Raw genomic sequence first — 23,284 nt, 5'->3', positions numbered from 1 at the left:
GTGAAGTCTTGGAGAGATAATTGGGAAGAATTGACCGTATTTTTCGACTTTCCTTTAGAAATCCGTAAAATTATATATACCACTAATTTAATCGAAAATCTTAATGGAAAAATCCGTAAATACACCAAAAATAAGATGTCTTTCCCTACCGATGAGGCAGTTATGAAGTCGGTATATCTCTCTATAAGAGAAGCCACTAAGAAATGGTCGATGCCTATTAAGAATTGGGGGTTGGTTTTGAACCAATTTATGCTTATTTTTGACCAAAGACTCAGACTCTAAAAACCTAAGCATCTCTTTTTAACTTACACACTTTAAGGGATAGTGTCCATTTCTTCCATTTCAAAGTTATTTGGGACAATATTTTTTTAAAATTATTATATTATAACAGTCGATAATAAATCAATAGTTATAGGTAAGGATTAAAAATAACTTTTAACGCTTAAAAAGATAAAAAATCCATAGTATCTTGTAACCAACTTCGTGTCACTATAAGTCCCTCTAATTTCATGCCTCTTATTGACTTCGTATATTTAAGCTCTTTTTTAATTAATTTACATTTAACAACAGTGTTTTTCGCCGTTAATTCAAAGATATATGAACCAAATGAAAAAAAATTACAATTTTATCGAATTTCTATTCATTTGCATTGATACTCACTTTTTGGGTATTAATGCAAACATTTCAAATAATAAGTTTAGATGATTATCTATTGACGGCATTTTTCGCCGTTAAACACTCATTACTTAAACCATATTATAAGATTACTTCCGTTTTCGTCTTCCTTTTTTATTTTTAGAGCAAGGTAGAAACTCAAATGAAGTAGAACCATCTTTTTGTAGTGCTAAATAAGCATCAAAACTGCTTCCAGCCTTGTCTTTAATCCTTTTAAGAGCATTGGTTTTCTATTTTCTAATAATGCCATTACCGCTTGATCGCTTACCTGTTTTCCATAGACATTTCTATTGAAAGAGACTTCTCATTTACCCATTAATGCTACATCAGTGATTTTTCGGTCTTGACCCATTCAAATACTTTCAAACCTTTTTCGGTAGGAACTATGCTTTTCTTTTGGCGTTTGATATAGTTTTGTTTAAGCAAAGCTTCCATTGTTGCCGCTCTAGTAGCAGGAGTTCCCTGTCCCTTTGAGTAATTGTTGTTGATTTTCGTCTTCCAAATCCTTTCCTGCCGATTCCATAGCCGATCCTCTACCTTTCCAAAAAAAGGCAGAGAGGAATGCTCAAAAATAATGAATAATTGAGAATTGTAAACTGTTCATTATCAATTAGAGTATTATTTTAAGCGTAGTAGAGGAGTAAAGTAATGAAGGGTCAGATTCACATTCAATTTTGCCAATCGCTCAAAAAGCCGTATTTTTATGCCAATACATTTATTAAAAAATAGACTCAATATATGACTTTCAAAGAACAGATTTTACAAGGGATTCCAAGTGAATTACCTGCCAAAAAAACCTACGAAACGCATATCAACCACGCGCCGAAGCGTAAGGAAATCCTCAATGAAGAGGAGAAAACCTTAGCCTTGCGAAATGCGTTACGTTATTTCGATAAAAAACATCACGCCACTTTGTTACCCGAATTTCGTGAGGAATTGGAAACTTATGGGCGTATCTATATGTACCGTTTTCGCCCTGATTATAAGATGTATGCAAGGGATATCAACGACTACCCAGGCAAATCATTGCAGGCAAAAGCCATTCAGATGATGATTCAAAACAATTTGGATTATGCGGTGGCGCAGCACCCTCACGAACTTATCACTTACGGAGGAAATGGGGCGGTTTTTCAGAATTGGGCGCAGTATTTACTCACGATGCAGTACCTTGCCGAGATGACCGATGAGCAAACTTTGGTGATGTATTCGGGACATCCGATGGGCTTGTTTCCGTCACATAAAAATGCACCGCGCGTAGTGGTAACCAACGGAATGATGATTCCTAACTATTCAAAACCAGATGATTGGGAGAAATTCAATGCGTTGGGCGTTACCCAATACGGACAAATGACCGCAGGAAGTTATATGTATATCGGGCCGCAGGGAATTGTTCACGGGACAACGATTACGGTACTGAATGGATTTAGAAAAATCAACAAAGACCCAAAAGGACACTTATTCGTAACTTCAGGCTTAGGAGGAATGAGTGGGGCTCAGCCGAAAGCGGGAACGATTGCAGGCTGCGTAACTGTGTGTGCGGAGGTCAATCCGAAAATCACGAAAATTCGCCACGAACAAGGGTGGATTCACGAAGTGATTGACAATACCGATGAATTGGTACAACGCGTTCGTAAAGCCTTAGCCGACAAAGAAGTGGTTTCGATTGGATATTTAGGAAATGTCGTAGAAGTTTGGGAAACCTTTGATAAAGAAGGAATTACCATTGATTTGGGTTCTGACCAAACTTCGCTTCACAATCCGTGGGCTGGTGGTTATTATCCCGTAGGAATGACCTTTGAGGAGTCCAACGAGATGATGGCAAACCAACCCGAATTGTTCAAAGAAAAAGTACAAGAGAGTTTACGCCGACACGCCAAAGCCATCAACCAACACACTGCCAAAGGCACTTATTTCTTCGATTACGGAAATGCCTTTTTGTTAGAAGCCAGCCGTGCAGGTGCCGATGTGATGGCAGAACACCCAACTTTGGGCAGGGAGTTCAAATATCCGAGTTATGTGCAGGATATTATGGGACCGATGTGTTTCGATTACGGATTCGGACCGTTCCGTTGGGTGTGTGCGAGCAACAACCCAGAGGATTTGCAAAAAACCGATGATATCGCTTGCGAAGTCTTAGAAAAACTAATGCAAACCGCACCTGATGAAATCAAACAGCAAATGGCGGATAACATCCAATGGATTAAAGGAGCACAAGAAAATAAATTGGTTGTAGGTTCGCAAGCCCGTATCTTATACGCTGATGCTGAGGGGCGTATCAAAATCGCGAAAGCCTTTAACGATGCCATCAAGGCGGGCAAAATCGGACCTGTGGTATTGGGTCGCGACCACCACGATGTGTCAGGTACGGATTCGCCGTATCGTGAGACTTCTAACATTTACGATGGTTCGCGCTTTACTGCCGATATGGCGATACACAATGTGATTGGCGACAGTTTCCGCGGTGCTACTTGGGTAAGTATCCACAACGGTGGTGGCGTAGGTTGGGGCGAAGTGATGAATGGTGGTTTCGGAATGCTTTTAGATGGCACACCAGAAGCCGAACAACGCCTAAAATCAATGCTATTTTGGGATGTCAACAACGGAATATCACGCCGCAGCTGGGCAAGAAACGAAGGAGCCGTATTCGCTATCAAACGCGCTATGGAAGCCGAACCTTTACTTAAAGTTACTTTGCCAAACGAAGTGGATGAAGGGTTGTTGTAATGAGCCAATGAGTTGATTCGAAAATGTGCCAATGAACTCATTACTAATAAATTGGCTCATTAACGAATTATCAAATTTACACATTAAAAAGAGGATACAAGCCGAGTGTTTGTATCCTCTTTTTTAATTGTCAATTCTCCATTATTCATTGTCCATTATTATTAGGGCGTGCCCTTTTGCCTTTTTTTAGGAAAAGGCAAAAGGTCGGTCTACGAGCAGTCGTTCTTTTTTGGCTTTTTCAGAAAAGCCAAAAAAGGAACTCCGACAATGCCCTCCACCCTCACGCGGGGAGATAGTTCTTAAATTTTGGGTTAGATACTTTTGTAAAGGATTTTTTGTACCTTTGGAGGAATAAATAAAGTATGAAAATTAGATAAATAATGGCTGAATTACATGTAAGTAAAAAAACAATTGGGAAATTGTTTGGCGAAATGCAGAATAAGAAATTCATAATTCCAGATTATCAAAGACCTTATAAGTGGGATATTGAAAAATGTGAAACATTGTGGGTGGATATCGAAAATTTTTCACAAACAGACGCAAGGCTTGGAGCAGATTATTTTCTAGGAACGATCGTTTCTTATAAAAATGACAACGGTAATCAAGAAATTATTGATGGACAGCAAAGAATCACTTCTTTTATGTTGATGCTAAGAGCCTTTTATAAAAAACTGGAAGATATGACGGAAGATGAAGATGTAGTGGGGCTAAAAAATCAAATTGTTCCTTGTATTTGGGATATCAATCCAATATCGCAAAAAGTTTCTGACAAAAGTAAAATCCATATACAGTCACTTGTAGCCACGGAAGAAGATAATGAAACTTTTCACAAAATATTAGAAACAGGTGTTGCCAGCGAGTCAGCAAAAGATAACTATTCTAAGAACTTTATATACTTTAAGAAAAAGTGTGACGATTATGCAACCCATAATCCTATGCAGTAGAAAGAATTGTGCGTTACTATTCTACAAAAATGTATCATATTACCTATCGAATGTGATGCACAAGACACAGCGCTGACTATTTTTTCAACCCTCAATGATAGAGGAATGCCACTAACGGATTCTGATATCTTTAAGGCTCAAATCTACAGAAATAAAAATACAGATGAAGATAAGAAAAAGTTCACGGCTGAATGGAAAGAATTAACCCAGATCTGTAAACAAGGGGATTTAACTATTGATGATGTCTTTAGATATTATACACATATTTTGAGGGCAAGAAAAGAAGATAAGTCAAAAGAGGTAGGTTTGAGAAAGTTTTATGCTTCTGATTCATACGAGCGGTTAAAAGATGAGAATTTAATGTCTGAAATAACTCAGTTGGCTAAGTTTTGGAGGCTAGTGAATATGGAAATAGAACCTGATGAGGAAAATACATATACTCTATCTACTAACGCGAAAAAATACCTACATTGTTTGAAGTGTTATCCAAATGAATATTGGAAATATGCAACGAATGTTTTCTTTTTAAGAAATAAAGAGAGTGAAACCTTTGAGCAAGATTTTGAATTGATGCTGAAAAAACTCATATCATTTTTATTTGCTAAATTTATAGATGCCCCAACGGTCAATGCCATTAAAGATGATATTTATGCAACTTGTATTTCCTTAAATCAAAAAAAAGAACTCCAATTTAAAATTAACTTTAATGAAAATTCCCTAAAAAATAAGATTAAAGAATTAGCATCGTCAAGGCTTTCCCGTGATTTACTTCTTTTAGAGGCGTACCTAAATCCAGCACAGAAAAGTAAAATTCCAGAAACCTTTGATATCGAACATATTTTTCCTAAAAAATGGCAAAACACAAATTATAATGGTTGGAATAAAAAAGATGCTACGGAGTATTTAGATAAGTTTGGGAACAAAATTGTTCTAGAGAAAAAGTTAAATATTCAGGCAGGAAATGGTTATTTTGGTGTGAAAAAGGAAAAATATAGCCATTCTGCTATTGCTATTGTCAAAGATTTAAGTAATTATCCAAAAGAAGATTGGTTAAAACTTGATATTGAAAAAAGGGAAGAAAATTTTATTGCTAATATTCTTAATTTCTTTAAGGATAATATACAATTGAAAGTTGAGTAAAACGCAAGGTTTTTTTCAATATTTTTATACAAAACTTAGCCTTTTCAGAATTAACCTACCTAATGAAGTAGATAAGGATTTGTTATAAAAAAATCACTAAAAATAGAATTAAAAAATAAATGACGACCAAGACAGAGAGCAAACAATTTCAATATGAGGTGCAAACCTATCAAGAAGATGGTGTAAACAACATAGTAAGTATTTTTGAAAAATTGCACCAAAAAGAGCCTTTTGAGCAGGTGCTAAAAGCACATTATCAAAAGAATAATTATAATTTCCCTATTCAGGATTCTAAAAACATCGATATCATGATGGAAACCGGTACTGGGAAAACATTTACTTTTATCAAAACTATTTTTGAACTAAATAAAAATTTTGGATATAAAAAATTTATTATTCTCATCCCTACTGTACCTATTCGCGAGGGAATAAAAACCAATTTGGCAGACACCAAAGATTATTTTAAAAGTTACTATGCCAACGAAAGAGAAAAGGAAATAGAAACCTTTGTTTATGAAGGCGGAAATATCTCTGCCGTTAAACAATTTATCGGCACGACTCATTTATCCGTTTTAATAATGACGCCCAGTTCATTTAATAGCAAGGATAATATCTTGAACCGTTCATTAGAAAGGGAAATCTACACGCCTGAATTATTTGCGACAACACAAACATCTCCAAAGTCTTATTTAGAGTGTCTGAAACGCTTAGACCCTATTGTGATCATAGATGAGCCACATCGCTTTGAGGGGAATGCCTTTAAAACTTACTTTGAAGGTTTTAACAATTATTTTTTACGATTTGGAGCAACTTTCCCTAAGAAAAAAGACAGTTTGATGCTCTCTAATGTGGCGTATGTATTGGATAGTATTTCTTCGTTTAGACAAAATTTGGTAAAGAAAATTGTGGTTTATACCCAAGATGTGGTAGAAAACACAGACACCCTGATGGGCATTGAGAAAATAAAGTCTAAAAATATCGCCCATGTCAATACACTTACCAATGGGATACTTGCCAAACGAAAACTAAGTGTGGGAAGTGTCTATAATGGTAAAAATATCAAAAAAATTCTGAAAGATAAAATAGTATTGTCAGATAACTCCATAGAAAAGGTAGATTATTCTCTTTCGGATGAATCGTTGCGTATGATGATTAAGGAAACCATCAAAATACATTTTGAAAAAGAGCAAGCCCTCTTTGAAAAAAGGGTAAAAGCACTTACCTTATTCTTTATGGAAAGTGATACCAGCCTATACAGAGGGAATCATCCGAAGGTAAAAACAATTTTTGAAGAGGAATATAAAAAGCAATATGAAGACATCATCAAAAAACTAGACCCAGCGAGCGATTATTATCAGTATCTACAAAACGATTTTGATAGCGAACACAACTTGAAAGTTCACAAAGGTTATTTTTCAGGAGATAAAGGGAATAAAGATGAAAAAATAAGAATAGGAGTGGATGAAATTCTAAAAGATAAAAAGAAATTGCTATCGTTTGCAAGCCCTACTCGCTTTATTTTCTCTATTTGGGCATTACAAGAAGGGTGGGACAATCCGAATGTTTTTACCATTTGTAAACTATCTAACCAAGGAAGTGAAATATCTAAATTACAGCAGATAAGGTGTGGGTTGCGTATTTGTGTCAATCAGAATTTAGAGCGTTATACGCTAAAAAATTTGGATAACGACCAAGAGGCGTTTTGGAAAATCAATAACCTAGATGTAGTGGTGTCCAGCAAAGAGCAGGGTTTTGTAGAGGGAATTCAAAATGAAATTTTAAGCAACTCTTTCCTAATAGCAGAAGTATTTACAGAACAAGAACTTAAAATCATCCTTAAAGAAAAAGGCGGTTTAGATGATGTAAGCGTTCGTAAACTCTACCGCACCATGGAAGACGAAGAATTGATTGTTTACAAAGCCACGGTGGACGGCATTGATGTATTTGAAAAATCAGATAAATTCTCTGCCATTTTCAAAACACTGGACTTGCCCGAAATACAAATCAAAGCCTTAGAAAACTTGTTTGCAACCGATGCACAAGCCTATATCCAAGATGCTAAAAAGAAGAAGGAGAAGAAAAAAGTCTATATCAAATCAACTCATTTAAAAGAGTTTCAAGAACTTTGGAACACCATCAGCAGAAATGCGTCTTATGTATTGGAAACGCTAGATGACGAAAAAGAAAAACAGTTGATTGAGAACATAAAAACCCTTATTGAAGCCATCGAAATCGATAAAATATTATTACAAACGGTTCGAAGTGAGCTGAATATCAACAAAATGGGTCAACAAGGAGCGATTAGTGAAAAACTATCCAATACCATTTCTTACCGAAGCAAAGTAGATTATTTGGAGTTGGTGCGTACCTTGGCGAATAATACCAAAACACCGCTATCATTTGTTGTAAAAATATTCAATGCGTTGAGTGATGATTTTAAAAATAAAATACTTTGCAACAACCCAGAACAAGCCCAAAAAGAAATCACAGAAATCATCAATCGAAATTTGGTAGCCATACTCAAAGCCAATATCAGATATGATGGCATCAATGGTATAGGCTTGCCCAATGTGTTTAAAACCAAAGCAGGGAAAACCTATTTGGATACAGGTAGCGTAGGTAAATTCCAAAAAGAAATTACGGATGATTTTTCATTGAAGTCCAAATGGGTATTTGAGGAAGTGATAGAATACGACAGTGATTTTGAACTGAATATAGTGGAGCAAGACCTCAATATGGATAGTATAGAAATTTTTGGGAAATTGCCTCGACTCAAAATAAAAACACCTATGGGAGAGTACAATCCCGACTTTTGTTATGCCATCAAAGACAGTGAGGGGAAAAAAGTATTTTTAGTGGTAGAGACTAAAGGCTATAAAACCTTGCAAGAGGTGCCCGAAAAGGAAAAAGCCAAAATAGACTTTGCCAAGAAATATTTTGAAGCCTTAAGTGAGCATTACAAAGATCAGCCCATCAAAGTATCTTTTAAAGAACGCATCAACCGAACGCAATTGGCAAGTTTGATAGAAGATAAAGAATAGTAAACTATGAAAAAAGATATCATATATACATTAACACAAAATTTTGAAGATTTCGTTCATACCACTCAAGATGGTGTGGAGTTTTGGTTAGCCAGAGATTTGCAACATTTATTAGGATACGGAAAGTGGGACAATTTTCAAAATGTGATAAGTAAAGCCAAAACAGCCTGCGAGATTTCAGGGCAAGCAATATCAGACCATTTTGCCGACGTCAGGAAGATGGTCGAAATTGGTTCTGGGGCAAAAAAAGAAATAGATGATATGATGCTCACACGCTTTGCCTGTTACCTAATAGCACAAAATGGAGATTCTCGTAAAGAGCAGATTGCTTTTGCACAAACTTATTTTGCCATTAAGACAAGAAAAGCAGAGTTAATAGAGCAAAAAATATTAGAAGTTGAGCGTATTCAAGCCAGAAACAAATTAGCAGAAACGGAAAAGGAACTCTCTCATATTATTTTTGAACAAACAGGAGGGAACAACAATTTTGCGCTTATTCGAAGCAAAGGAGATAAAGCCTTATTTAATAAAACCACACAACAAATGAAAAATAAGTGGGGAATAAAAAATAAGCCATTAGCAGATTTTATGCCCACTATTTTGTTAAAGGCTAAGGACTTTGCTACTGAAATCACTATCTTCAATGCCAAAGAAAAGCGTATGAATACAGAAAAACAAATTTCTGATGAACATATCACTAATAACAAATCTGTTAGAAACACATTGCTTTCTCGTGGTATAGTTCCTGAAAACTTAAAACCTGAAGAAGATATAAAAAAGATAGAGAGAAAACTAAAGTCTGAAGAGACTAAATCATTAAAAGAAAACAAAGGATTTAAGACCGACAACTAAAACCCTAATTCAGTTGTAAAGAATTTCTTTACAACTGCCTTTTATTAAAACAAGAATTAGCAAACCATGAACAAACAAGAATTTATAAATCAAGGATTTTCTGTAATAGGCACAGAAGAAAAGGAAAATAAATTAGTACAATTTCTAAAAGAACATTACCCAAGCGTACTAAAAGACAACGAAATAGACCTCAATGAGCTTAAAGCCATTGCAGGCTTACCGATTGATGACAAAGTAAACGGCTATGGACTCAACTTTATAGGTAGAAATTTTGACAGGGCAAAATACACCCAAAAAACGCAAAAAGAAGTAAAACTCAACCCTACACTAAGCAAACATATCGATACCACCGAAAATTTGGTACTCAAAGGCGATAACTTAGACAGCCTAAAACTCCTGAAAAGCCATTACAGCGGAAAAATAAAATGTATCTACATAGACCCACCCTACAACACCACCAGCGATGAGTTTGTCTATCCTGATAAATTTGATAAAGAAGAAGCCGAAGTATTGGGCTTTGCCAATTTGAGTGAAGAAGACTTTGACCGCATGGACTTTAGTTTTAAAAGCAAAAAAAGCCATAACGGTTGGCTCAGTTTTATGTACCCACGGCTGTTACTTGCCAAAGATTTGCTTAGCGATGATGGGGTAATCTTTATCAGTATAGACGATAACGAACAAGCGAACTTAAAATTACTTTGTGATGATGTTTTTGGGGAAGAGAATTTTGTTAGTAACTCAATTATTATTAACAATCGTGGAGGTCGTGATTATGGTGGAATAGCTAAACAACATGAATATTTATTAATGTATTCCAAAAGTAATAACTATGAGTTAAATTTGATTGAAGATGTAAATAAAAAATTTCGGTACATTGATAATATTGGAGGTTTTAACTTGATGGAGTTAAGAAATCGTAATGTAAAATTTAATGATAAAAATCGTCCTAATTTATGCTATCCTTTTTTGTCAATCCAAATAATCCAGATAAAAATGGACTACTTGAAATATCTCTTGAGCAAAAAGAAGGTTTTGTTAAAGTTGTGCCTGCTGTATCACAAGGAATACAAACGGTTTGGAGATGGGGAAAAGAAGAGAAATCAAGACAGGCATTAAACAAAGAAATCTTCGGGAAAGCTAATAAGAATGGAGGGTACATGATAGTTCAAAAGTACCGTAAAACCCAAAAAATGCAAAGAAGTGTTTGGGATGAAAAAACATTTGTAAATGAAAGAGGCACAGAAGTAATAAAAGAATTATTTAATGACGGTTATTTTAGTTATCCAAAGTCAATATTTACTATAAAACGTATTTTAGAATTATCAACAAATCCAAACGACATCATCCTCGACTTTTTTGCAGGTTCAGGAACCACAGGACACGCCGTGATGCAACTCAATGCAGAAGATGGCGGTAACCGAAAATTTATCCTCTGTCAAATCGATGAACCTATTGATAAGAGTAAACCTGCCTTTCAGTTTTGTAAGGATAATGGTTTAGAGCCTATTATCTCAAGTATTACCATAGAACGCCTGAACCGTGCAGGGGAGAAAATCATCCAAGAAATCAATGAAGAAGGCAAACAGCAAATCCCCGATATCGGCTATAAAGGGTTTGATAGCGTAGATGCGCCGCAGTTAGAAGTACAAGACGGGCAAATTATCTTCCCAGAAATAAGCAAAGACACTATGAGCCGTATTTATAATATGATCCTTACCGTAGGTTTAGACGCTCCTACCCAAATACCCGAAGAGGTAGTAACGGACAGTGTTTATAAAATCGGTAATCACTACTACATTACCAATAGCGAAAGAGTAAGCAAAGAGGATTTTTCTAATGTGATAAAAAGTGGTAGCGTGTTTATAGACGGCTGGACTGCCACCCTCAACGGCACTATGCAACACTATAAAGAAGAAGTGAAAATTGTGTTTTAAAAAAAATAAAAATAATGTTATGAGTAAAAAAATCAATCTATTTGGAAATACTAGAATAGTACAAAACGAAGGAGTAAAATATTCTGATATGCTTATGCAAATGATGAATCCCTTCGAAAAAGAATTTGGTGACACAGAATTAGAAGACGCCATAGATATGGCAGTAAACGCATGGAACATTGCCAATATGCAGGAAATTCTGCCGAAAGATGCAATAGAAGACATCAAAAAAGGACTAGATAATTTGCCTCATATCAATTCAAAAGTCATTAAAAAAATGATAGAGTATAAATTGAAGTATTTTAGTAAATACACCAATTTTATAAGAGATTATGAAATAACAACAATAGAAAACGCAGACCCTGTTCTTACGGTAATCGCTGAGCCTAAAGATCAATTTCTTGTTGAAATGTTAGACCAAATGGAGCCGAGTGATTCTTATGAAGACGATGATTATGATCAAAATTATATCAACCGTATAGCCATTATCATCAAACCACTAAAACCCTTGGTAGATTGGTACCAAAACCTCTACCCAGAAGATACCGATTTCGAGCCAGACACCAATATTTATCTATTAAAAGATGATAAAGATATAGACACTTGGCTAAAAAAGAAATTCGATCAAATCTTCCAATTTGAATTAGAAATTTATCACCTCAACAAAAAAGAATGGCCCCAAAAACGAAACTATAAAATGTTCAAAGAATGGTTTGAAATAACGATTGTTCCCGATATATTTGATTTTGAAAAAACACCTGTATCCAAGTCATTAAATCAATAAGTTATAAATACAGAAAATGCAAATCCCATTAAATCAATTTGAGCAACTTATAGACGAAACGATTCTCAAAAGAGGCTTGTCTTACTTTAAAAACAATGCTGTAACCAATCTTAGTGAAATTTCAAACGGAGAATACGAGGCCATAGTCTCTGGAACGGAAAATTATACGGTTTGTCTGAAAATAAAAAATGGCGTTATTACAGAACATCAATGTGATTGCCCCTATGATATGGGAGCAGTTTGTAAGCATATTGTAGCTGCCATTTTTTATTTGCTACAAGATGAACTATCATTGGATACTATCTCATCGCCAAAATCAAAAAGAAACAAAAAAAGCCCATCGGTTCATTCACTGTTGGGTAAAATATCCCCCGAGGACTTATCGGCATTTATCGTGGAATATAGTAAAAAAGATAAAAATTTTAGAAACTTTTTTATGGCTTCATTTAGTCATCTTATAGAAGAGAATAAGTCTAAAGATTTTTATCAAAAACAAATACAATCTATCTTAAAAATGGCTAAAGGCAGAGATGGCTGGATTGATTGGGTAGGTATAAAACAAGTATCTAAAACCGTACAACCCTTTATAGATAATGCTGAAAAATCATTAGAACAAAAAGATTATGAAACTGTATTTTATATTGCCACATCCATAGTGGAAGAAATGACCAAAGCCATCCAATACACAGATGATAGCAATGGAGAATTGGGCTATCTTATAAATACATCTATGGGATTTATTTTCAATCTTATAGAAGAGCCTATGTCCCCCACACTACGGCAAGAACTCTATAACTATGGTATTTCCACCTTTCAGCAGGGACTTTTCAAGGGATGGGATTGGCACATAGAAATATTGAAAGTGGCAGCCGATTTAGCCAATAATGAAACAGAAGTAGAAACCGTTTTAGAGTCTTTAGAGAGAGTTGAAGGAGACTATGAAAGAAAACAAGTTCAGCTTTATCAATTAGAATTGCTAAGAAAATACAAATCCCAAAAAGAAGTAGATACTTTTATCCAAAAGAATATTACCAATCCAGATATTAGAATACAAGAGATACAAAAAGCCATCGAAGATAAAGAATTTGACAAAGCCAAACAACTAGCAAAAGACGGCATTGCTTACGACGAAAAAGACAGACCCGGACACGCCATACAATGGTATGATTGGCTATTGCCCTTGCTCAAGAAGACACCCCAAAAATCATACAATACGCTCGTTATCGTTTGATAGATAATTTCAGAGCCAAATACGACTATTATCAACTACTTAAAAATACAATCGCTCCCGAAAACTGGAAAACCTTTTTAGAAGAAATCATTCAAGAGGTATCCACGACAAAAGACAGATGGCGTTCTGCACAACTGATAGAAAAAATATACATCAACGAACAATGGTGGGATAGACTATTCGTACTACTTAAACAGTGTATATCATTGGAGCGTATAAAAAACTACGAAGAATACCTTGCCGAAGATTACGCTCAAGAATTGATACAACTTTACAAAAAACAACTCCTACCCTATGTAGATGGTTTTATGGGCAGAGAACACTACCAAAAAGCGTGTCAGTATCTACGGCGGATGAAAAAATTAGGAGGCGAAGAACAAGTGGAAAAACTCGTTACATTTTTCAAAACCAAGTACTCGAATCGTAGAGCTTTATTAGACGAATTGTCCAAGCTTTAAATCATTTTTTTTGGGCGTGCCCCTCTGCCTTTTTTTTTAGGAAAAAGGCAGAGCGTCAGTCTACGGGCAGTCGTTCTTTTTTTTGTCACGCTTCGACTACGCTCAGCATGACAACAAAAGGAACTCCAACAATGCCCTCCGCCCTCACGCGGGGGATAGTGTCAAAAACCTCCATCTTCTTTTTTTTTAAAATTTTGCAATGGTATTAGGTGGATTATATAGCTCTATATGAAATAAAAAAACACTTTAACGTTGATTAAAGTGCTTTTAAAATTCATTTATAAAATGAAATAGTAAGTTATCGGTTGAGCCACATAATCTCTATAGCTGCACCTTGTTCACCAAAGTTCAAACTCTCTGTTGGAACTATCTCTATATGCCATATATCATCTACAATGCTAAATTTATACCCCATAATGCCACCATAATGCTTGAAATAGATAATAACGGGATAAAATTCTTTTGAGTTTACATTGGTGGTATAAAGTTGATTGGCAAGAAGAAAATCATCTATAGTATTGCCTGGGGTTTTCGGTTTAACTTTTAAAACACCATCAGCTCCTACAGCAACAGTTTTAGTGGGAGCAGTGGCTTCTGTTTCGTATAAATTATTAATTTTTACATTGCCGTTTACTTCTAATTTTTCTGTGGGGTTTGTAGTGCCTATCCCTATATTTCCTGTTCCGTTAAAAGCTAAGTTTTTCCCGTCCATCGTTACCGTTCGGTTTTCTTTCAAAGTGCCATCACCGGTGTAGAGAGTCGTAATGCTTGCCAAGTTTTCGTTGCCAATACGTTTCCATGTTCCTCCATTAAGCAAGTTGGATTTATTTTCGTAATAATAAAATCCTTGAGAAACATCGGTATTACCAATACCGGCTTTTCCCGAAGCCGTGTTATAAACCACCATACCATTCAGTCGGTTAGGGTAAGCAACAGCCACTCCATTGGGAATAGCAATGAGATTTGAAAGCTGAACCAAATCAGTTCTTGGGAACACCAATCCTTTTCCTATATTGGTAGAAGAATTCCAATTAATGGAGGATGAAGCATCTAAAAAAGGAGTTTGATTTGGGATACTATTTTGAGATATTTCGAGGTTTGTCTTTATCTGTGCAAACGACGATGTGCTGATGGCAATACTTGCTATGATAATCAATTTTTTCATACTATGTTTTGAATTATCAAATGATTATAATCCTGTTGAGTTTAGCCATTTATCTCCGGTAGAAATATAACATGAGGTATATCCTGCTTGTAATGTTTGCCATTGACCGATGGGGTGCGGACTTATATTTGCGGTTGTGTAAGGAGCGTAAAAACATAACATTCTACCGATGTTATCTGGAATGGGAGGTGGAAGAATTAAATCCTGTACACTATCCATATATACAAAATAATCTTTTGTTGGGGTAGCACCGTCTTGCAATTTATCTACTTTTACCGTTGCTCGGTTATCCTTTCGGAAGTTACGTGTAAATGTACCCTCTTGTGAAGTAGAGGAGGAAGAGGTGTTGAGCAGATTCCACTCGTCATTGTGCCAATAATAAAATCCTGCCGGAGTTAGTCCACCGGTTCCGTCGTTCCATACCAATAGACTTGTAGTGTTGGTTGTAGCGTTGGGTTTGATGATTTCTTTTTTGCCGGTCAGAGCTACTTTAGGTATTACTATTCCTTGTTTGGTATTTGCAGCGCTATTGATATGTAATACAGCATCTTTTTCGATGGTATTTTCATCTGCATTGATGCCCACTTGGGCAAAAGTTGCTGTGGACACAAACAAGGCTAACATACTGATTTTCAGACATTTATAACGGGGGGGGTAGAATTAAATTTCATTTTATATGTTCTTTGTTAGTTTGGTGCAAATGTATAAAAAGATATAGTTTTTAGACTAAATTTTTATAAAAAAAAGTGGAATTATTTTTATGATTTTTTTGTAAGTTTGTTATTATTGTATATTTATAATTACTTTTATGAAAACTCTTTTCAACCTCATGATGATTCTGTACTCTTTTAACTGGGCAATTGGGCAGAATAATAAATTACCCAATTATTATCCTACCAAAATTTTAAAATTAGATTTAAGTGAAAAGATCGCGCGTGAAATTGAAAGGCAAAATCAATTGTTAGCGCGTGAAAATTTGAATGTAGAAAAACAAAAAGAACTCAATCAACTCTTAGAAAAATATGGAGAAGTCGTCGAGAGTATTTGGGATATAATAGAGGGAGGTTGTAGTTGGTATTGCGGTGGAGGTAGTTATAAGGTTTTTGTATCATCTCATTTAAGCACTACTAACACCATTCATTACGATGCAAAAAGTGCCAATGATTTAAGTTATAAAACCGCATGGGTAGAAGGTAAAAAAGATGAAGGGATTGGCGAATATTTAGAATATTATTTTCAAAATGAAAGTCCCAGGATTACCAAAATTATCATTACGAATGGATATGTAAAAACACAAAAATCGTGGTTGGAGAACAATCGTGTAAAGAAACTCAAATTAAGCGTTAATGGAGAGGTTGCGGGCTATTTGAATTTAGAAGACAGTAGAACAAATCAGGTCTTTGAAGTGGGTATCTTAGGGCATAACGCCGATAGTTCCGATTTGGTGTTAAAATTTGAAATTGTAGAAGTCTATAAAGGTAAAAAATACAACGATACCGCCATTACGGAAATCTATTTTGACGGAATTGATGTGCATTAGGAGATACTGATTGTAGGATAGAATTGCATACAAAAACCATGAAAGACCTCTATATTTTTAGCGGATTGGGTGCCGACCATTGTGTATTTGAGAAAATGAATTTTTCTAATCATAAGGTAACTTTTATTGAGTGGATAGCCCCTGAAACCAACGAGTCAATATCTGATTACGCCCTGCGACTTACTTCTCAAATCACAAGTGAAAAACCTATCTTAATTGGGTTGTCTTTTGGTGGTATGATAGCGGTAGAAGTGGCGAAACATATAGTAGTAGAAAAAGTAATTCTCATTGCGTCAGCAAAAGAAAAAAGCGAAATACCGCTCTATTATAGAGTATTAGGGAAATTGAAAATAGACACTTTCATTCCTGCAAAACTTTTAACCACACCTAATACTATTCTCAATTGGGCATTTGGAGTAAAAACAAAATACAACAAACGATTACTTGCAAAAATTATTCGTGAAACCAATCCGCGATTTCTGAAATGGGCAATACGAAAAATTCTTACTTGGCACCCCGATACGGATATGAAGAATATAATTCATGTTCACGGAACCCGCGACCGAATACTACCTTTTAGAAATATAGAAAATCCTGTCAAAATTCTCGGCGGTGGACATTTTATGACGATGAATCAACCTGACGAGGTTTCGAAATGGGTTTTAGAAGCGATTGAAAATAGGATATAACAGAACAGTTCATGGACTATTAGAGCAGGTGTTGCTATTGCGTGAGGGATAGAGCCGATATCCTTTTTTGAGGAGGAACGACGATAAAAAGATAAAGGCGAAAGCCCGACCCGAGCATAGGAAAAAGCATTGGCAAGGGGCACGCCCAAAATATCATAATATAGCTATATACTTTTGCAAAATAGATTTCTAAAAAAACACTAATTTAGACACATTAAAAATTCATATACTAATGAACATACCTTATCTTCTTGTGTTTAGTCGATTATTTTTGGCACCTGTAGCCGTATGGATAGCCTATCGCTATGGACAAAGTGCGAATTTAATACTATTCGGTATTATAGTTTGGGGTATTGTATCCGATATTTTTGACGGAATTATTGCGAGGCATCAAAACATTAGTACCGTACAGCTCCGCCGATGGGATAGTCAGATGGACTTGGTATTTTGGATTGCCATTGCAGTGTCGTGCTATATTTTACATCCAGAAATCATTAAAGCCCACCGCTGGGGTATTATTTCGGTATTTATTCTAGAGGGATTGTGCTATGCGGTGAGTTTTATAAAATTTGGAAAAGAGACTTGCACCCATGCATTTTTATCCAAAATCTGGGGACTCTTATTGTTCAGCACTTTTGTTGGGATGATTGTGTTTTCGTATGGAGGAATTCTTTTAAAAATAACGATTATTTGGGGAATAATTTCACAGTTGGATGTCATTTTAATTATACTTTTACTCCCTAAATGGCAGAATGATATTCCAAGTGTCTACCATGCGTATCTTATCCGAAAAGGAAGACCCATCAAAAAAAGTAAATGGCTGAATAGTTGATAAAGCACTATAGTAGTTGAGTCATAATATCAATAAAAATCCCTTAACAGATAGTAGTTAAGGGATTGTGAGTTGAATTAAATAACGCCTAGTTCTTTACCGACTTTCTCAAAAGCAGCAATGGCTTTATCCAAATGCTCACGCGTATGGGCAGCAGACAGTTGCACTCTAATCCTCGCCTTGCCTTTCGGCACCACAGGATAGAAAAATCCAATGACATAAATGCCTTCATCCATTAGCTTTTCTGCCATTTTTTGGGAAAGTGGCGCATCGTATAACATCACAGGGACAATTGCGGCATCTCCATCTGGAATATCAAAACCTCGGATTTTCATCTCCGTACGAAAATATTGCGCATTTTCCATAACTTTGTCTCTAAGGCTAGTATTCTCGGAAATCATTTCTAAAACTTTTAAAGCAGCACCTACAATCCCTGGAGCCAATGAATTAGAGAATAAATAAGGGCGAGAGCGCTGTCTAAGCATATCTATAATCTCCTTTTTTCCAGAAGTAAATCCGCCCAAAGCACCACCTAAAGCCTTACCCAAAGTGGAAGTGATAATATCCACACGCCCCATCACTTCGTTGGCTTCGTGAGTTCCTCTACCCGTTTTTCCGATGAAACCCGTGGCGTGGGAGTCATCCACCATGACCAAAGCATTATATTTTTCGGCTAAATCACAAACCCCTTTTAAATCTGCCACAATGCCATCCATAGAAAATACACCATCGGTAACGATGATTTTAAAGCGGTGATCTTTTTCACTGGCGGCTTGGAGCTGGGCTTCCAAATCTGCCATATCATTATTTTTGTATCGGTATCTTGCTGCTTTACAAAGCCTTACCCCATCAATAATAGAAGCGTGATTCAGTTCATCGGAAATAATGGCATCTTGGTCGGTAAAAAGTGGTTCAAAAACGCCGCCATTAGCATCAAAACAAGCGGCATAGAGAATGGTATCTTCCATTCCTAAAAACTCGGAAATCTTGGCTTCCAACTGCTTGTGAATGTCCTGTGTGCCACAAATAAACCGCACTGAAGACATCCCATATCCGTGTGAGGCGATGGCTTCCTGAGAGGCTTTCATCACTTCTGGATGGTTGGAAAGTCCCAAATAATTATTGGCACAAAAGTTCAGTAATTTTTTACCATTAGCAACAATCTCCGCTGACTGCTGCGAGGTAATAATGCGTTCGTTTTTGTAAAGACCTTCGTTTTTAATATTTTGAAGTTCGTTTTGTAAGTGTTCTAAATACTGTTTTGAAATCATAAGATTATTAATTAGTTTATTTTAGCTATTGATTTATTCGGTAAAATTATTTTTCTTTTTCATTTCCTCACCAATGATGTTCGCCGTAGAGAAGGAAGCAATCATGTTATTCAGCATATCCCCAGCCGCACTTGGCGAGTTAGGCAGTAAAATTAAATTAGATTTGTTAGTACCTCCGATAGAAGATAATGTGTCGTAATGTTGAGTCACAACTATTAATGCGGATGCCTCTTGGGAGTTAATCCCCACCCTATTGAGTACATTTACAGATTCTTCCAATCCTTTGGCAATTTCTCGTCTTTGGTCGGCAATACCTTGACCTTGTAATCTTTTACTTTCGGCTTCGGCTTTTGCTTTTTCCACGATTAGAATACGCTGAGCATCCCCTTCATATTGAGCAGCAATTTTCTCTCTTTCGGAAGCGTTAATACGATTCATGGCGTGTTTTACTTGCTCATCTGGATCAATGTCTGTAACTAGGGTTTTAATGATATCATAACCGTAATCGTTCATCGCTTCTTGAAGTTCAGATTTTACGGCAATAGCGATATCGTCTTTCTTTTCAAAGACATCGTCTAATCTAAGTTTTGGAACTTCCGCACGCACGACATCGAAAATATAAGAGGTAATTTGTGCTTGGGGATTATCTAATTTATAGAAGGCATCATAAACTTTTTCTTTAATAACCAAGTATTGTGTAGAGACTTTAAGTTTTACAAAAACATCATCTTTAGTTTTAGTTTCTACCACTACATCTAATTGCTGAATTTTTAATGAAATACGCCCTGCAATTTGGTCGATAAATGGAATTTTTAAATTAAATCCAGAATTTCTTACGCTATGGAATCTCCCTAATCGCTCAACAACTACTGCCGTTTGCTGTTTTACGATAAACCATAATCCAAAGAAACTTAGGAAAATAAATCCAAATAGTACAATTAGTCCTATAGACCCGCTAATAAATAATATATTCATAATGTAATTTTTCGTAAAGATAATAATTATTTTTAATGTACTAATGGTTTAGAGGTTAGAGGTTAGAACTTAGAATTTAGAATTTAGACAATGAATAGCCATCGGCAATAAGCAGTAGGCAATAGGCACTAAGCCACTCACCACGGAAAACTTTTAACTCTTCACTTTTAATTTATAATATATAACTTAGCATTTATAATTTACTTAACCCTCATCACTCAAAGTTCTCAACTTAATTTATAATCTAAAATCTAGCTGAAAAAATGCTTAAATTTGCCAAATTATTTTAAAGCCAACTAAACATGAGTCTACTAAGTATTACCTTTCATTGTGAATTTGATGCACTAAATGATTGGGAACAATATAAAAATCAATCGCTTAAAAAAGTGGCATCAAAAATTCCACAAGTCAAACACTATATATTATCCGATGTGGAAACGGCAATGCTTCAAGAAGGAAAAAACACCAATCTTCTACTAATTTTTTCTGATGACCATCAGCGACAACTATTTTTAGAAAACGAACTAGCCTATATTCAGCAAGATATAGAATCGGTGTTCCAGACTAAGGTTCTAGTCTTTGTAACTTTACTCAATCCGTTTGAAACGACTTTATAAACCATTGGCTTCCTTCAACCTATCGAAAACCCTGTGATCGATAGGGAGTTTTAATGGATTTTCAGAGGCTAAAGGCACCCATTTTACAGCATCAATGCTTGGTTCTTTTATTTCTAATTCTTCAATATTCAGGATATTAACCAAGTAATAGACCGTTAATAGTTGTTCGTTAGCTCTAAACTTAGACACTAAAAAGTCCTCTTGGGTATAGAAATGTTTGTCTACGGTTACTTTTAAGTTAAGTTCCTCTTCAAATTCCCTTATCAAGCAATCGGTAAGTCCTTCGCCAAACTCTAAGCCACCACCAGGTAGTTTCACTAAATCTTCGTCAATATATTGTTCTTCCAAAACTAAAATTTCCCGCTTAGAGTTTAATGCAATTCCATAGACTCTTACATTAATTTTGTCTATCATTTCTAAAATCTTTTCTTATTTTTGCATGACAAAGTAACTTACTTTTATGTTTAAAAAACAAATTTTCGCCGCTATTATTACCTTATCATTTTTTAGCACCACCACAGCACAAGATTTAAAGTTTTTAAAATTAAAGAAAAAATACCGCACTTGTATTTTGGATAAAGCCTTAGAGGAAACTTCTGGATTGGCTTATGTGGATAACACTTTAATATCCTTTAATGATAGCGGAAATCAACCTTACCTTCACAAAATCAACCCTGAAAATGGCAAGATTAAAACCATAAAAACCAATGCTAAAAACTACGACTGGGAAGCGATGGCAACCGACGAACACAATATATACATTGGGGATTTTGGAAACAATAGAGGTAATAGAAAAGACTTGAAAATCTACCGTTTCCCCTATTCTAATGATGACCATTGGACTTTCGATAAAGTATATGAATTTCAATACGCACAACAAAAAGATTTTACCCCACGCAATGTAAAACACAATTTTGATGCAGAAGCCATGATTTATCATCATCAAAATCTTCAAATCTTTTCTAAAGAATGGGCGTCCTACGATACTAAACACTACGAATTAAAATTAAATGAAGCGGACAAACAAAGCTTAGCACCAATTGAGGAATATCATCTGGGCTACCTTGCTACAGATGCTACTTATAGAAATGGCAAGCTTTATATCATTGGCTATACCAAAAAGGCAGAAGTGTTTTTAACAGTCTTTACAGAGAGCCAACCCAACCGATTTTTTGAACTTAAACCTGAAAAATACTATTTGGGAATGAGTTTCAAATTAGGGCAAATTGAAGGTATCACTGCGACAGAAAATGGACTGTATATTTCTGGGGAACGATTTAAAACCCGCATCAGTGATGTAAAACAACCCTTATATTTTCTGCCTTACGATAAACTTAAATAGTGTATATTTGTAATTCTAAAACATAAGAATCTGTAATCTGTGGCAAATATTGTAGAAGAGATAAGAAAACCGATTAACGAAGAAATGAAACTTTTCGAGCAAAAGTTTTATGAATCCATGCAAAGCAAAGTCCCGTTATTGGATAAAGTGACCCGCTTTATCGTAACGACTAAAGGAAAGCAAATGCGACCAATGTTCGTATTCCTTTGTGCCCAGTTGATTGGAAGTGTAAATGAAAAAACCTACCGTGGCGCCTCTATGATTGAACTGATCCATACCGCTACTTTGGTGCATGATGATGTGGTGGACGAAAGTTTTAAACGACGAAATTTCTTCTCTATCAATGCCCTTTGGAAAAATAAAATTGCTGTTTTAGTAGGGGATTATCTGCTTTCTAAATCGGTATTGCTATCCACAGACCATCAGGACTTTGATTTGCTTGCGGTAATTTCTAATACCATAAGGGAAATGTCCGAAGGCGAATTGTTACAACTGGAAAAAGCCAGAAAATTAGACATTACTGAGGAAGTTTATTATGAAATCATCCGACAAAAAACAGCCACACTAATTGCCGCTTGTTGCCAGATAGGCGTTTTATCCAATAATGCCGATGCCGAAACAGTAGAAAAAATGAAAACTTTTGGAACACTCACAGGGATGGCATTTCAAATCAAAGATGATTTATTCGACTACTTATCTAACAATGTGATTGGTAAACCCATTGGGATTGATATTAAAGAACAGAAAATGACTTTACCGTTAATCTATACCCTAAAAAATGCCAACGAAAAAGACCGAAAGTATTACTTTAATACCATCAAACGCTATAATAATGATTCTAAAAGAGTAAAAGAATTAATTCAATTTGTAAAACAATCAGGTGGCTTGGATTATGCTATTGGAGTGATGAAAGATTTTCAACATAAAGCCCAGCAGATTTTAGAAGAATTTCCAGAATCTAAAGCCAAGCAATCTTTAAGGTTAATGCTGGATTATGTTATTGAAAGAAAATTTTAAACTAAAACAATAAAATACTTACAATATCGTTTTGAAGAATATTAAGGTTCTAA

The 23,284-nt window shown here is 35.5% G+C and carries 23 protein-coding genes; 17 read left to right on the top strand and 6 right to left on the bottom strand.

Annotated features, from left to right (window positions below; all coding sequences use genetic code 11):
- A partial coding sequence (locus tag C237_RS0102525; protein ID WP_018674920.1) for a transposase occupies nucleotides 1-282 on the top strand: 282 nt, incomplete at its 5' end.
- Between the two features lie 714 nt (nucleotides 283-996).
- Here C237_RS0102525 and C237_RS14900 read toward each other — a convergent pair.
- Nucleotides 997-1,110, bottom strand: coding sequence for a hypothetical protein (locus tag C237_RS14900; protein ID WP_245539691.1), 114 nt, complete (start codon nucleotides 1,108-1,110; stop codon nucleotides 997-999).
- Between the two features lie 303 nt (nucleotides 1,111-1,413).
- On the opposite strand from C237_RS14900, the gene C237_RS0102520 reads away from it, so the two are divergent.
- The 10 genes from C237_RS0102520 to C237_RS14885 all read left to right on the top strand — a co-directional run bounded on the left by C237_RS0102520 (nucleotide 1,414) and on the right by C237_RS14885 (nucleotide 13,783).
- The gene (locus C237_RS0102520) at nucleotides 1,414-3,399 is read left to right on the top strand and encodes a urocanate hydratase (RefSeq protein ID WP_018674919.1); all 1,986 of its coding nucleotides are present in this window, start codon (nucleotides 1,414-1,416) and stop codon (nucleotides 3,397-3,399) included.
- A gap of 380 nt (nucleotides 3,400-3,779) precedes the next feature.
- Nucleotides 3,780-4,343: a DUF262 domain-containing protein gene (locus tag C237_RS14895; protein WP_018674918.1), complete on the top strand. Its 564-nt coding sequence runs from the start codon at nucleotides 3,780-3,782 to the stop codon at nucleotides 4,341-4,343.
- A gap of 105 nt (nucleotides 4,344-4,448) precedes the next feature.
- Complete coding sequence (locus C237_RS14890) at nucleotides 4,449-5,483, top strand: HNH endonuclease family protein (RefSeq protein ID WP_018674917.1); 1,035 nt, start codon at nucleotides 4,449-4,451, stop codon at nucleotides 5,481-5,483.
- A gap of 119 nt (nucleotides 5,484-5,602) precedes the next feature.
- Nucleotides 5,603-8,524 (top strand): restriction endonuclease, encoded by a 2,922-nt coding sequence (locus C237_RS0102510; RefSeq protein ID WP_018674916.1) that lies wholly within the window; start codon nucleotides 5,603-5,605, stop codon nucleotides 8,522-8,524.
- A 6-nt stretch (nucleotides 8,525-8,530) separates the two neighbouring features.
- Complete coding sequence (dinD, locus tag C237_RS0102505; protein WP_018674915.1) at nucleotides 8,531-9,376, top strand: DNA damage-inducible protein D; 846 nt, start codon at nucleotides 8,531-8,533, stop codon at nucleotides 9,374-9,376.
- Nucleotides 9,377-9,442: 66 nt separating this feature from the next.
- Nucleotides 9,443-10,492, top strand: a complete 1,050-nt coding sequence (locus C237_RS12750) for a site-specific DNA-methyltransferase (protein WP_018674914.1) — start codon at nucleotides 9,443-9,445, stop codon at nucleotides 10,490-10,492.
- Nucleotides 10,493-10,533: 41 nt separating this feature from the next.
- Nucleotides 10,534-11,310 carry a DNA methyltransferase gene (locus C237_RS13845; protein WP_018674913.1) on the top strand — a complete coding sequence of 259 codons (777 nt, stop codon included), beginning with the start codon at nucleotides 10,534-10,536 and terminating at the stop codon, nucleotides 11,308-11,310.
- A gap of 19 nt (nucleotides 11,311-11,329) precedes the next feature.
- Nucleotides 11,330-12,094 (top strand): hypothetical protein, encoded by a 765-nt coding sequence (locus C237_RS0102495; RefSeq protein WP_033398549.1) that lies wholly within the window; start codon nucleotides 11,330-11,332, stop codon nucleotides 12,092-12,094.
- 16 nt (nucleotides 12,095-12,110) lie between these two features.
- Nucleotides 12,111-13,325 carry an SWIM zinc finger family protein gene (locus tag C237_RS13580; protein WP_018674911.1) on the top strand — a complete coding sequence of 405 codons (1,215 nt, stop codon included), beginning with the start codon at nucleotides 12,111-12,113 and terminating at the stop codon, nucleotides 13,323-13,325.
- The gene (locus tag C237_RS14885; RefSeq protein WP_245539690.1) at nucleotides 13,262-13,783 is read left to right on the top strand and encodes a hypothetical protein; all 522 of its coding nucleotides are present in this window, start codon (nucleotides 13,262-13,264) and stop codon (nucleotides 13,781-13,783) included. Before C237_RS13580 ends, C237_RS14885 begins: the two co-directional genes overlap by 64 nt.
- A 298-nt stretch (nucleotides 13,784-14,081) precedes the next feature.
- On the opposite strand, the gene C237_RS13840 is transcribed toward C237_RS14885, so the two are convergent.
- The gene (locus C237_RS13840; RefSeq protein ID WP_018674909.1) at nucleotides 14,082-14,948 is read right to left on the bottom strand and encodes a hypothetical protein; all 867 of its coding nucleotides are present in this window, start codon (nucleotides 14,946-14,948) and stop codon (nucleotides 14,082-14,084) included.
- A gap of 24 nt (nucleotides 14,949-14,972) precedes the next feature.
- The gene (locus C237_RS0102480; RefSeq protein ID WP_018674908.1) at nucleotides 14,973-15,572 is read right to left on the bottom strand and encodes a hypothetical protein; all 600 of its coding nucleotides are present in this window, start codon (nucleotides 15,570-15,572) and stop codon (nucleotides 14,973-14,975) included.
- Between the two features lie 184 nt (nucleotides 15,573-15,756).
- Between C237_RS0102480 and C237_RS0102475 the strand changes: the two genes are divergently transcribed.
- From C237_RS0102475 to C237_RS0102465, 3 genes are all read left to right on the top strand, one after another.
- A complete protein-coding gene (locus C237_RS0102475; protein WP_026315446.1) occupies nucleotides 15,757-16,488 on the top strand; it encodes an NADase-type glycan-binding domain-containing protein in 732 nt (243 codons plus the stop codon).
- Between the two features lie 38 nt (nucleotides 16,489-16,526).
- Nucleotides 16,527-17,177, top strand: coding sequence for an alpha/beta fold hydrolase (locus C237_RS0102470; RefSeq protein ID WP_018674906.1), 651 nt, complete (start codon nucleotides 16,527-16,529; stop codon nucleotides 17,175-17,177).
- A 232-nt stretch (nucleotides 17,178-17,409) separates the two neighbouring features.
- Entirely contained in the window at nucleotides 17,410-18,009 is a 600-nt protein-coding gene (locus tag C237_RS0102465; RefSeq protein WP_018674905.1) for a CDP-alcohol phosphatidyltransferase family protein, read from the top strand.
- Nucleotides 18,010-18,086: 77 nt separating this feature from the next.
- On the opposite strand, the gene kbl is transcribed toward C237_RS0102465, so the two are convergent.
- Nucleotides 18,087-19,280, bottom strand: a complete 1,194-nt coding sequence (kbl, locus tag C237_RS0102460; RefSeq protein WP_018674904.1) for a glycine C-acetyltransferase — start codon at nucleotides 19,278-19,280, stop codon at nucleotides 18,087-18,089.
- Between the two features lie 33 nt (nucleotides 19,281-19,313).
- Nucleotides 19,314-20,255, bottom strand: coding sequence for an SPFH domain-containing protein (locus tag C237_RS0102455; protein WP_018674903.1), 942 nt, complete (start codon nucleotides 20,253-20,255; stop codon nucleotides 19,314-19,316).
- Nucleotides 20,256-20,557: 302 nt separating this feature from the next.
- Here C237_RS0102455 and C237_RS0102450 point away from each other — a divergent pair, with 302 nt between their 5' ends.
- Complete coding sequence (locus tag C237_RS0102450; protein WP_018674902.1) at nucleotides 20,558-20,872, top strand: DUF4286 family protein; 315 nt, start codon at nucleotides 20,558-20,560, stop codon at nucleotides 20,870-20,872.
- Here the strand turns inward: C237_RS0102450 and C237_RS0102445 are convergent.
- Complete coding sequence (locus C237_RS0102445) at nucleotides 20,867-21,286, bottom strand: NUDIX hydrolase (protein WP_018674901.1); 420 nt, start codon at nucleotides 21,284-21,286, stop codon at nucleotides 20,867-20,869. The genes C237_RS0102450 and C237_RS0102445 overlap by 6 nt on opposite strands.
- Nucleotides 21,287-21,332: 46 nt before the next feature.
- Between C237_RS0102445 and C237_RS0102440 the strand changes: the two genes are divergently transcribed.
- A complete protein-coding gene (locus C237_RS0102440; RefSeq protein ID WP_018674900.1) occupies nucleotides 21,333-22,214 on the top strand; it encodes a hypothetical protein in 882 nt (293 codons plus the stop codon).
- Nucleotides 22,215-22,253: 39 nt separating this feature from the next.
- A complete protein-coding gene (locus C237_RS0102435; RefSeq protein ID WP_018674899.1) occupies nucleotides 22,254-23,231 on the top strand; it encodes a polyprenyl synthetase family protein in 978 nt (325 codons plus the stop codon).
- The last annotated feature ends 53 nt before the right edge of the window (nucleotides 23,232-23,284 follow it).

Origin of the sequence: Riemerella columbina DSM 16469 (genome assembly GCF_000374405.1) — a bacterium.
GTDB classification, from domain to species: domain Bacteria; phylum Bacteroidota; class Bacteroidia; order Flavobacteriales; family Weeksellaceae; genus Riemerella; species Riemerella columbina.
The sequence above is the reverse complement of the archived record's forward strand: the minus strand, read 5'-3'. Positions and strand labels throughout refer to the sequence as shown.